Source organism: Mesorhizobium sp. P2_D6 (assembly GCF_056404315.1).
Genome location: NZ_JBFUEG010000015.1, coordinates 129,171 through 140,012, shown reverse-complemented (window position 1 = coordinate 140,012; position 10,842 = coordinate 129,171). Strand labels below are relative to the sequence as shown.

The 10,842-nt window shown below is 60.0% G+C and carries 7 protein-coding genes and 2 pseudogenes; 1 reads left to right on the top strand and 8 read right to left on the bottom strand.

Going from position 1 to position 10,842, the window contains the following annotated elements; translation table 11 throughout:
• Window positions 1–652: 652 nt before the first annotated feature.
• A pseudogene (locus tag AC1D1L_RS26055) lies at window positions 653–1,199 on the bottom strand (transposase); the annotation flags it as partial.
• A gap of 238 nt (window positions 1,200–1,437) precedes the next feature.
• Between AC1D1L_RS26055 and AC1D1L_RS26050 the strand changes: the two are divergent.
• Window positions 1,438–2,020, top strand: a pseudogene (locus AC1D1L_RS26050) (IS21 family transposase); the annotation flags it as partial.
• Window positions 2,021–2,167: 147 nt separating this feature from the next.
• Here AC1D1L_RS26050 and purU read toward each other — a convergent pair.
• The 7 genes from purU to AC1D1L_RS26015 form a co-directional block, all read right to left on the bottom strand.
• Window positions 2,168–3,052: a formyltetrahydrofolate deformylase gene (gene purU / locus AC1D1L_RS26045; protein WP_477344210.1), complete on the bottom strand. Its 885-nt coding sequence runs from the start codon at window positions 3,050–3,052 to the stop codon at window positions 2,168–2,170.
• A 349-nt stretch (window positions 3,053–3,401) separates the two neighbouring features.
• Window positions 3,402–3,905, bottom strand: coding sequence for a sarcosine oxidase subunit gamma family protein (locus AC1D1L_RS26040; RefSeq protein WP_477344209.1), 504 nt, complete (start codon window positions 3,903–3,905; stop codon window positions 3,402–3,404).
• A complete protein-coding gene (locus AC1D1L_RS26035; RefSeq protein ID WP_477344208.1) occupies window positions 3,898–6,852 on the bottom strand; it encodes a sarcosine oxidase subunit alpha family protein in 2,955 nt (984 codons plus the stop codon). Before AC1D1L_RS26035 ends, AC1D1L_RS26040 begins: the two co-directional genes overlap by 8 nt.
• Window positions 6,849–7,115, bottom strand: coding sequence for a sarcosine oxidase subunit delta (locus AC1D1L_RS26030; RefSeq protein WP_477344207.1), 267 nt, complete (start codon window positions 7,113–7,115; stop codon window positions 6,849–6,851). Before AC1D1L_RS26030 ends, AC1D1L_RS26035 begins: the two co-directional genes overlap by 4 nt.
• A gap of 11 nt (window positions 7,116–7,126) precedes the next feature.
• Window positions 7,127–8,383, bottom strand: coding sequence for a sarcosine oxidase subunit beta family protein (locus AC1D1L_RS26025; protein WP_477344206.1), 1,257 nt, complete (start codon window positions 8,381–8,383; stop codon window positions 7,127–7,129).
• A gap of 9 nt (window positions 8,384–8,392) precedes the next feature.
• Entirely contained in the window at window positions 8,393–9,703 is a 1,311-nt protein-coding gene (locus tag AC1D1L_RS26020; protein WP_477344205.1) for a M24 family metallopeptidase, read from the bottom strand.
• A gap of 481 nt (window positions 9,704–10,184) precedes the next feature.
• Window positions 10,185–10,649: an Lrp/AsnC family transcriptional regulator gene (locus AC1D1L_RS26015; protein ID WP_477344204.1), complete on the bottom strand. Its 465-nt coding sequence runs from the start codon at window positions 10,647–10,649 to the stop codon at window positions 10,185–10,187.
• Window positions 10,650–10,842: the final 193 nt, after the last annotated feature.

The window sequence follows — 10,842 nt, the reverse complement described above, 5'->3', positions numbered from 1 at the left end:
TCCCCGTTTTTGATCTTGTCGAGTAGGGACTGCGCCGAGGCTGAACTGGCAAATGGAGCGATTGCCATTGCCGCTATGCCGAGCGCAGCCAATCCCTTCAGCACTGCACGTCTCTGGGGATTGCGCCTGTTTTTGTCATAGTGCCGCTTTTTCATCTTGTCGTTCCTCCCTTTTTCGCATAGCCCCACCGAAATGGCCGTGAGACGCGTCGTGACGGTAACAGCGTCCCGATGGTTGGTTTCCGCAAATCCATTACATCGGTGCAGGAATTCGACGTCTTGCCGCTGTTGGCGCAGGCAATCGACAAATTGCCCATGGTGATTTGTTATCCCCACTTCACGGCAACTGTCATTGGGCTCACCCTCCCAGAATTTCCCCGCACGTTTGGGTTCAGTGACGCGGCTGCGGGCTGCGACACTTGCGGACTAGCGCTCCTCGGGAGTGTGTGAGGTTCTGCAATTTGTTTGCAGGCGACGGCCGATATTCGAAGGTCCTCGAGGCCTTAGGGAGATGGTGATGCGCAAACGATGGGAGGTTTGCCTTACGATCCGACGCTCTCCGTTAACAGTTTCGACATCCTCGCCGCATGAGCGCCGCGGGACGCTCAACCTGCTTTGGCGAGCCCCCGGCTTCGAAGCAGCCGGTGCAGCCAAGCCAACCCAGCCGCCTGGCTGGCGATCACGCCGGCCTCGCGAGCTCGCTCGCGCATCCAAAATAAGATACGGATAGCTTTCCTTGAGCGGCTGCTCAAAGAACGCCTTCAGCGCTTCATCCAGCCGCACCGTCGCCGCGCTCACCGTCGCGGCCGAGAAGGCGTGACCGCACAGTTCCTCGGGGATCGCCTTCACCTTGCGCGTCGACACCCCTTGCACATACATCTCGACCAGCGCCGACACCAATGCCTTCTCCGAGCGCTGGTAGCGCTCAAACAGCTCCGTCGAGAACCGGCCCGTCCGATCCTGCGGAACCCGCAACTCCAGCACGCCAACCCGCGTCACAAGCCGGCGTTCGTAGTAGCCGGACCGGTAGCCGACCCGCTCCGCGGTCCGCTCGCCCTTCCCAGCCTCCAGCGCCTCCGTTATCTCGGCTTCCAGAACCTCCTGCACCACGCTCTGCAAAACCCGCCGAAAGCCGTCCGCATCCGACAGCAGCAGCGCTTTCAACTCTGGCCCGCTCAGCTTAACTTCTCGCTTGGTCATGGCACTTCCCTTCCACGGGATCGGTGAATCGCAACGTCACCAGCGTGCCATGGCCGCCCCCAACCTCAGAGCAGCCGCCGTTCTCTCTCCAGAACTTTTTGCAGAACCTTCAGGACACCCCAGCCAAGTGTGCACGGCGGTGACAAATTAGGTCACAGGAGCGCCGGCGTGGTGCCTCCTCGGGCGGAGTAAAAACCGTCCATTTGGCTAGCCTTGGCCCTTTGGGGGTCGGCAGGGAATGTTTGCCGTGGAAGTCTATGCCGCCGTCCGGCACTTTGTTTTAGTCGAGGGAAACAGCCGTCGCGAGGTGGCCCGGGTATTTGGGCTGAGCCGCGAGACGGTGTTGAAGATGTGCCGGTTCTGGTTGCCGCCGGGCTATATGCGCACAAACCTGCAACGATCCTGGAGGTTGACCGCGTTAGTCCGGTGAAGCAGCGGCATACGAAGCGGATCTTTGAGCGGCTGCGCGACGAGCATGGCTTCGACGACAGTTACACTATCCGGATTGCCCGAGCCAGAGGACGCGAGACGTTCGTGCCACTTTCGCATCCACCCGGCCATGCGCAGGTGTATTTTGGCGAAGCCGTCGGCGTTCGCTGCAAACTCCACTTCTTCCGCATGGACCTGCCACAGTCGGATGCCTGCTTCGTGAAGGCCTATCCAGCCGAGACGACGGAAGCGTTCCTGGATGGCCATGTGTCGGCGTTCGCCTTCTTCGGCGGCGTGCCCCTATCGACCTCTGCGACAATCTCACCATCGAGGTGGCCAGGATCTGCGGCGACGGCAGGCGGGAGCGGATGCGGGCATTCACGGAGCTGGTGATAAACACGGCTCGCCGGGTCATCTCCCACGATAATGACCGCGAGGCTACCTTGGACGCCGCTTGTCGTTTGGGGCGAGGGCGCGTGCCTTGACACTGTCGATAACCGCTGCGGCGATGCGTCTTCCATCATAACAGAGGCCATGACTCACCCCATCCTTTCCGACGCATAGGAGCCTGGGCTCGGCGGAAAGACGACGACGCGGTTGCCGTTGATGAAGCAGCGATGGTGAATATGCGCGTGGATAGCTCGCGCCAGTACCTGGCTCTCGACGTCGCGGCCGATCGAGACGTAGTCCTCGGCGCTCTGCGCATGGGTGATTCGAGCGGTATCCTGCTCGATGATCGGCCCCTCATCGAGATCGGCAGTGACGTAGTGCGCCGTCGCACCGATCAGCTTTACGCCGCGTTCATAGGCCTGCTTGTATGGGCTGGCGCCTTTGAAGCTCGGCAGGAAAGAATGGTGGATGTTGATTATCCTCCCGGACATCTTCTTGCAAAGCTCATTAGAGAGCACCTGCATATACCGAGCGAGCACGATCAGTTCTGCGCCTGCTTGCCCGGCGATCTCGATCAGCTCAGCTTCCGCCTTCGGCTTGTTCTCTTTCGTGACCTTGATACAGTGGAAGGGAATGTCATGGTTGACTACTATCTTCTGATACTCGAAATGATTGGAGACGACTCCGACGATCTCGATCGGTAGCGCGCCGATCTTCCAGCGATAGAGCAGATCATTGAGGCAGTGCCCGAAGCGGGAAACCATCACCAGCACTTTCACCCGGTCGGCAACATCGTGAACTTTCGCGTCCATCTGGAATTCGCAAGCGATAGGCTCGAAGCCCTCGACCAACGTCTTGTGATCGACGCCCTCTTCCGAGATGAAGGACACGCGCATGAAGAATTTGCCAGCCTGCAGATCATCGAACTGAGCACTGTCGATTATGTTACAGCCCTTTCCTGCCAAGTATCCAGAAATTGCAGCAACGATCCCGCGCCGTGACTCGCAGGAGACAGTGAGTACATAGCTGTTCATTCAAAATTCGTTCCTATCATCTGGCTGTCCAGCCGACGTGTGACAGTTGCAGCGCTTCTGGAACTCAGGCAGCACTTCTCTGAGATCGGCGACGAGACCTCTGCGGAAGAAAGAGAGGGTTTGTATTGCGATATCACTTTGAGTCTTTCACGCCGGCCATATTCGATCGCGCCTGAGACGCTCGACGAAATGTAAGACGGGTTGCGACTACCTTGCGGGTCTTCCCACATGTTAGTCATTCGGAGCATAACCGCCATCGGCTGCGGCGCGGGAGGCGAGGCCGGCCGCGCCGGCGGACCGACGAAAGATGGTCAAGGGATCGCCCGAACACTCGCTCCGGACCGATCCATCAGCCCTCGGCAATCCAGTCCGAGAGGCTGCGTGCGAAACTTCGCGGCACAAGGAGCTCGCAGGCGGTCTCGCCAGTCCGCAGCAAGAGCACAGATACATTATGGAAGGAGGTCTGCACCGCCCGGCCAGGAGCTGCCGTCGGTGCGTACCAGTCGACAGCGAAGCATCCGGAAAGAACCCGCGCAATGTCGGCCCCCGTCATTCTCAGGCTCACGCGGCCTTCGCAAAGGGAGACCGAACAACCGAGCTCGGGGTCGACAGTAAGCGAAGGCGCATCGAAGCCATCATCAACAAGCAGCCACAAACGGCGAGGAGCAATCCGAATAAGGCGGAGGCCTTCGTGACGAACCGTCTCTCCGACCGAAGCGGGCAGCCTAGTGCCGAGCGCGGCGGAGACGCTCGCCTCGAATTGCGCCAGGGTTTGTTCCCATCCCTCGATCTGGAAGAGCGTGCAGTTGGCCGTGGACAGGGTGAAATTCGGTAGAGGTGTGTGGCTAACCATGCTGCCGCTCTCCCTGCGGATCGAGAAATACCGGATTAACGATGCGGACACGCACGGTTTCGCCCTTCATTGGATATACGGCCACGACCTCGCTTCCTTCAAGCGCGACGTCGCCAGCAATCAGGCCCAACCCGATATAGCATCCGAACTCTGGGCTGAACGTCGCCGAAGCGACACGGCCGCGCCCGTGGCCTGCCACGGTTTCGCTCGGCAGGAACAATACGGCGCCTCCGCGTAGGCGACTTTTTTCGTCCACGCAATGAAGCCCGACCAGCTTTTCTCTGTCTGGCGCCAGAAGGGCAGGGCGGCGGCGCAGCACGTCGCCGACGAAACCGGACCGCTTGCTGACCAGGCGGCCGAAGCCGATATCGTCAAGAGTAGTGCGCCCGTCGATTTCCGGCCCGGCTGGATGACCCTTTTCAATCCGCAGCCCGCCGAGCGCCTCGCGGCCGCATGGCCTCAGCCCCAGTGGTTTGCCGACCTGGAGCATGTGGGTCCACAAGGCCTCGCCCGCACTTGCGCCGACGTAGATCTCATATTGACGCTCACCGGAAAAGCTTAGCCTCAGGATCCGCACGGCCCGGCCACCCCATTCGCCGTCCAGCAGTCCCAGTCGCGGGAGAGACTTGTCGGAAACATCGAGATCGGGGAACGCAGCGCTAAGGACCTCACGGCTTTTCGGGCCGGCCACCGTCATTGCCGCCCACTCATCGTGCACCGAAGTGATTGCGACACGTAAATCCGGCCAAACCGTGTCGAGCAGGAATTCTAGACGTGGCAGTACGTCGCTGGCCTTGCCGGTCGAAGCAGTCACGAAGAACCGATCTTTTGAGACCCTGGTTACGGTGCCGTCGTCGAAGACAATGCCGTCGTCGCGCAGCATGACGCCGTAACGGGCGCGACCGACTGGCACCTTGGCGGCAGCGTTGGCATAGACGCGATCGAGGAATATCTCCGCATCCGGACCCTGCACGTCGATCTTGCCGAAGGTGGAAATGTCCGCCAGGCTGGCGGCATGCCGAAGATGACGCATTTCTGCCACATAGGCTTCGTTTACGTCCCGCCCGAACTCACTATAGAAATTGGGCCGCATCCACAGCCCGCTCTCAAGCATCTCAGCCCCATTCGCAACATGCCAATCGTGCATCGGCGTGCGGCGTATAGGCTTGAAATGATGGCCCACTGTACGTCCGGCGAGTGCGCCAATGGCTACGGGTGCATAGGGTGGTCGGAAGGTGGTAACCCCAGTTTCGGGGATCGATGCATTTCGCAGGGCCGCCATAGTGGCAAGTCCCGGAAAGTTACTGGTCTTGCCTTGGTCAGTGCCCATGCCGAGCGTGGTGTAGCGCTTCAGGTGCTCGACAGCCTCATATCCCTCCCGATGGGCGAGTTCGACGTCCTTTGTGGTCACATCCATCTGAAGATCGATGAATGCCTTCCCCTTCCCAATAGGGGCAAGTTCGCGGCCCACAACCGTAATCGTCTCATCAAGATCGAGTGACGGCGGCGCGGTGGCCGCTTCTCGCTTGCCGCAGGATGATGCAGCTTCGACCCCGGCGCGGTGACCGCTTTCGATGGCCTCGGCGGTCGAATAGTCTCCCATCATCGACCCGGCGCCGAACTGACCTGCCCGGAAAGGGCCCGGGACGAAGGCGTCAATGTCTTCGCGGTATCGAGGCTTAATCCCCAGGTGAGAGGTGAGATGGACTGTCGGCGACCAGCCTGCCGACACACATACCAGATCACAGGCGATATGGAACCGGCCGTCCGGTCCTGCCAAGGTCGCTCCCCGTACGGCATGGCCGCCACTGAGATCTTCGATCCGTGTTCCGGCTCGCACCTTGATACCGAGGCGTGCGGCTGCTGCGGCGAGCGCGACAGAAGGTGCGGCGCGCAGATCAGCAACCGTCACCTTGGCGCCTGCCTTGGCAAGGTCGAATGCTGTGCGCCAAGCGCCGTCATTGTTGGCGGCGACGACCACCTTCCTGCCCGGCAGGACAGCGAAACGATTGAGATAAGCGCGAGCGGCCGATGCCAGCATGACGCCCGGCCGGTCATTGTTCGAAAAGACCATTGGCCGCTCGATAGCGCCCGCGGCGAAAACGATAGAGTGCGCGCGAAGCATGGTGAAAGTCTGACGGCCTTCTCCCGCATGCGGCGGTCCCGTCACGCTACCTCGTCCCACCAGCCCGACCACATTGCCGTCATAGGAGCCGAAAGCGTTTGTCTTCTTCATCACGGTGACGTTTTGGAAGCTTTCCAGCTCGGCTTGCATCTGGCTTAGCCACGACGCGGCCCTACTTTCTGGCGGCTCGGTCAGCAGGTGTCCGCCAACCAGAAAATCCTGCTCGACCAGGACGACCCGTGCCCCGGCTGCGGCGGCGGCTCGTGCCGCCGATAATCCCGCTGGACCGCCGCCGATGACCGCGACGTCGGCGAACGCATGGCGAACCTCGTAACGATCTGGATCTGGGTCTGTACTGGCTCTGCCGAGGCCAGCCGACTTGCGGATGAAGTGCTCGTAAAACATCCAGGATTTGCGGGTCGGGCCGATGAAGGTCTTGTAATAGAAGCCGGCCGACAGAAACGGCGCAAACAGGCCGTTTATGCTTTGCACATCAAAGGCGAGCGACGGCCAACGGTTCTGGCTTTCCACCACCAGGCCGTCCTCGAGTTCAAGTGTAGTCGCCGGCAAGTTGGGCTCGCGCCTTCCTGCGGTTCCGAGAGTCACCAGGGCGTTCGGCTCCTCGGGCCCTGCCGAAAAGATACCACGCGGGCGATGGTACTTGAAGCTGCGTCCGACCAGGGTAATGCCGTTTGCGAGCAAGGCCGACGCAAGCGTATCGCCTCCATATCCAGCGAGTTTGCGGCCGTCGAAGGTGAAGTTGACCGGCTGCTTTCGGTGGATGCGGCCACCTGAGGGCAGGCGTCTTTGGTTCGAACTCATGTTAGCGATTTCCTGGCGAACTCTACGGAGGCGATGATGTGGGTGCGTGTGTCGCGTTCGACCGCCAACCATTGTCGGCAGCCTGCTATGTGCTGCCAGAACTCGCGGTGCAGGCCTGCCGGATTTGTCCGGACAAAGACGTAGCTGTACCAGGCTTCGAAGTCTGGATCGTTGTAGGCCGGACGGACTACCGAGGCGTCGCCCCCGTAGCGGAACTCGTCGTGGTCGCGCAGACCGCAGCAGGGACAATTGATGCGCAGCATTCTTTCGCCTCCTACTGCAGCCAAGCGAAGGGGCCGATTCCGGCCTCATCGATAGTTCGGCCTGTGCGGAACCGGTCTAGGGTGTAAGCGCTGACGAGCGGATGCGGCTTGCCGGTCGCGATAGTATGCGCGAAGCACCAACCCGAGGCCGGCGTGGCCTTAAAGCCGCCATAGCACCAGCCGCCGTTCAGATAGAGACCATCGATCGCGGTGGGACAGATAATTGGACTGGCGTCAGGCGTCATGTCCATCACGCCGCCCCAGTGCCGGAGGATTCGCAGACGGGAAACACAGGGCATGAGTGCGATTGCTGCCTCGGCCGTATCGCGCACAACTGACAAGTTTCCGCGTTGCGCATAAGTATTATAGCCGTCGATATCCCCGCCGAAGACCAGACCGCCCTTGTCGGACTGGCTGATGTAGTAATGACCGGCGCCGTACGCGACGATCTGATCAACCATTGGTTTGAGGGGCTCGGTGACGAAAGCCTGCAAGACATGGCTTTCGATCGGCAATTTCAGGCCTGCCTTTGCACCGAGCACGGAGGTGTAGCCGGCAACCGCAAGGCCGGTTTTCCCGGCGCCAATGCGGCCTTTCGTCGTTTCGACGCCGACGATCTTCTCGCCGTCACGGATAAAGCCCGTCACCTCGCAGTTCTGTATAATGTCGACGCCATGCCCGTCGGCGGCCCGAGCATAGCCCCAGGCCACGGCGTCGTGGCGGGCAGTGCCGGCCCGCCTCTGATAGTGCGCACCGTGGATCGGGAAACGCGCCGTCTCCGAATAGTCCAGATAAGGCACCGCGCGGCGAACCTCGTCGCGGTCGAGGATCTCCACCTCAATGCCGTTCAGCCGCAGAATATTGCCGCGCTGACTGAAGGCGTTAAGCTGTTCAGCCGAATGCGCAGTGACGATTTGACCGCGCTGTGAAAACATGACGTTGAAGTTAAGTGTTTGGGAAAGGTGCTCCCAAAGCTTCATCGAGTATTCATAAAACTGGGTGTTTCCGTCGAGGCGATAATTGGAACGAATGACCGTGGTGTTTCGACCGACATTACCGCCGCCTATGTAGCCCTTCTCGAGCACCGCTACGTTCCGGATGCCGTGATTTTCGGCGAGATAGAACGCGGTGGCCAGGCCATGGCCTCCGCCGCCGACGATTATCACGTCGTATGATGGCTTGGGCTCCGCCGCCCGCCACGCGCGTCGCCAGTTGGTCTGACCGGACAACGCGTTGCGGAAAATAGAAAATGCTGAATAGCGCGCCATGATGCGTTCCTAGCGTACGATTGTGCCGGCCGGGGTGAGGGTCAGCAGCTCAGCGCCGCCATCACCCAAGAGAACAGTGTTGGAAACGAAGTCGTCTCCGCGCCCGGTCCCCATCAGCCATGAGAGGATGTGAAAGCTCATGCCGGTCTCGATGACGATGTCGGAATCGGGCCTGAGCCCAATAACCGAATTGCCCCCCGTCCATGACGGAGGCTGACCCACCCCTATCATATAACCGCAGTGGTGCCGGAAGTAATGAGACAGGCCGGCATCGTCGACGACAGATCGCCAGGCCGCGAAAACCTCGCGTGCTATTGCACCGGGACGAAGCGCCTTGATAACGGCATCGAACGCCTTGGCGTTCACCTCCGCCATTGCTATGTCCTCGTCCTTGATGTCGCCAATATGGACGAGACGACCCAGCGGCGCATGGTAGCGCGAGACGCAGCCGGATAGCTCAATGAGGACGGGTTCACCTTTCCGATAAACGCCATCGCCCCAGGTCGCATGCGTCTCGCGTAGACGTGCGCCTGGACGGATGAACGGTCCAAAGCCCGGAACATGCCCTCCGGCGCGTATCATCGCTGACATACACTCGGCAGCGACCTCCTGTTCGGGGGCGCCGTCCGAGATCGTCGCAATCGCGGCGCCGGCGGCGGCGTCCGTCACCTTGGCGGCCCGCCGCATGAGGGCTTGCTCCTCGGCACTTTTCACTCGCCGCATCTTGTCGACCAGACCCGAAACGTCGCTCCATTTGGCGTCGGTCTGTGACTGAAGCGCCACCGCAAGCCCATGGCTGAGACCCGCCGTCCAGTATTCCAGGCCGACCCGTTTACTGGCCAACCCGAGATCCGCCAGCACTTGCGCCGCAACGTCAGCCGCCGTTTCGCTATCTGAGTGGCTGCGGAACACCGCTGCCTTCACCCGGTTCTCGATCGTCCATTTCTCATTGGCACGGGTGATCAGGACAGGTTGGCCATCCTGCGCGACGACAAGCAAATGTGGCGTGAAGTATCCCCAGTGGTCTAGACCGGTAAGATAAAAGACGTTCTCCGGAGAAGCGAAGACCGCTGCGTCCAGGTTGCGCTCGGCCAGCAGGCTGCGGAGCCTGGCAAGGCGCCCTTGGATTTCTGCTTCGGAAAAGGGGTTACGATCCATCAAATCCTCGTACTTGTAGTCGCGATTCGCGCGAACCATCATCAGTTGCCAGGGACGAGTTCGGCGCGCCACACCACAGAGCGCTCGCGCCATTGCCTCTGCGACACCACCCGAGACGTTATTTGTCAGTGGCCATTTTTTATTCTCAGCATTGCTACGCATGGATCCTGGAGCTGATGCCGTGTGTCCGCTTCGTCAAAGTATCAGCGTCAAAGGCCGCTACGCGCGAAATCTTCTCCTTTTCACGCAGTAAACCGGCGTTTTCTGATGGTATTTTGCACGTACTGCACCAGCCGCCGGAAATCCATGGCGAGCGGCGTCACGCCGTGCTGCGACCGGTTCGCTCGAGGCATTGGCGGGCGACCCGCAAACCGTCCGCTGCCGGGGCATGACTTAGAACCGTCGACTCGTAGCGATATAGTCGCGGATCGGAACTGTGGATGCTGCCGGTGAAGACCAATGCAAGGGCGGACAATGTGAGCTCCGTTACCGCAATAATAAGCTGGCAGCGCTGAGCCGCGTGGCGAGAAGGTCAAACGAAAAGCTTTTGCCCGGAGTCCCTGCGTGCGAGATTCTTGACGTTAGCGCAGGAACCATAAAAGGCACTGTCCTGCCGCCGTGAACTGGTGCGCGATGCGCGCCGCTATTCTTCAATCGGCAAAGCTAAGCTAGCTTTGATTCTATCCATCACGACCATCGTCTTAAATCCTTTAATATCCGAATGCTCATAAAAAAACCGCCGGGTAAATGCCTCGTACTCGACCATGTCACGCACAGAAATCGCCAGAACAAAATCTGCTTCACCGGTCACATAGTATGCGCTCATAATCTCAGGCGTGCGTCGGATTGCTTGCTTGAAACGGTCAATGATATCCGCCCGATCGCGCTCAAGACTGATGAAAGTCAGCATGATCATCGGCCGGCCTACGGCTGCTGGGGAGACTATGGCAACATCGGCCTCGATCACACCCGCGTCTCGAAGGCGCTTCAACCGTCGCTGACACGCGGTGGCCGAGAGCCCTGCAAGGTCGCCCAATTCTTCAGTCGTGAGGCGATTGTTGCGCTGCACGGCGATGAGAAGTTTGCGATCAATTCTATCGAGGTCCATCGTTCATCCCTGCACAAGCTGGTTTCTTGCGCAGGAAAACTGCGCACAAGGGCGAACATTAGCCCGAGTCCCGCAATGATCAAGGCATAAAATGAGCACTTCAGCAAATGCCATCGGGCAGAATGCTGATCGTTGTGTTTTCGAACTTCGGGTTGCAAACGCGACCGAAGACGGGACGGCCTCGATCGGCATT

Bases quoted from the DNA above. Each gene is read 5' to 3' on its own strand.
- purU (WP_477344210.1), bottom strand. From the start codon at position 3,052: ATGAACAGCTATGTACTCACTGTCTCCTGCGAGTCACGGCGCGGGATC.
- AC1D1L_RS26040 (WP_477344209.1), bottom strand. From the start codon at position 3,905: ATGGTTAGCCACACACCTCTACCGAATTTCACCCTGTCCACGGCCAAC.
- AC1D1L_RS26035 (WP_477344208.1), bottom strand. From the start codon at position 6,852: ATGAGTTCGAACCAAAGACGCCTGCCCTCAGGTGGCCGCATCCACCGA.
- AC1D1L_RS26030 (WP_477344207.1), bottom strand. From the start codon at position 7,115: ATGCTGCGCATCAATTGTCCCTGCTGCGGTCTGCGCGACCACGACGAG.
- AC1D1L_RS26025 (WP_477344206.1), bottom strand. From the start codon at position 8,383: ATGGCGCGCTATTCAGCATTTTCTATTTTCCGCAACGCGTTGTCCGGT.
- AC1D1L_RS26020 (WP_477344205.1), bottom strand. From the start codon at position 9,703: ATGCGTAGCAATGCTGAGAATAAAAAATGGCCACTGACAAATAACGTC.
- AC1D1L_RS26015 (WP_477344204.1), bottom strand. From the start codon at position 10,649: ATGGACCTCGATAGAATTGATCGCAAACTTCTCATCGCCGTGCAGCGC.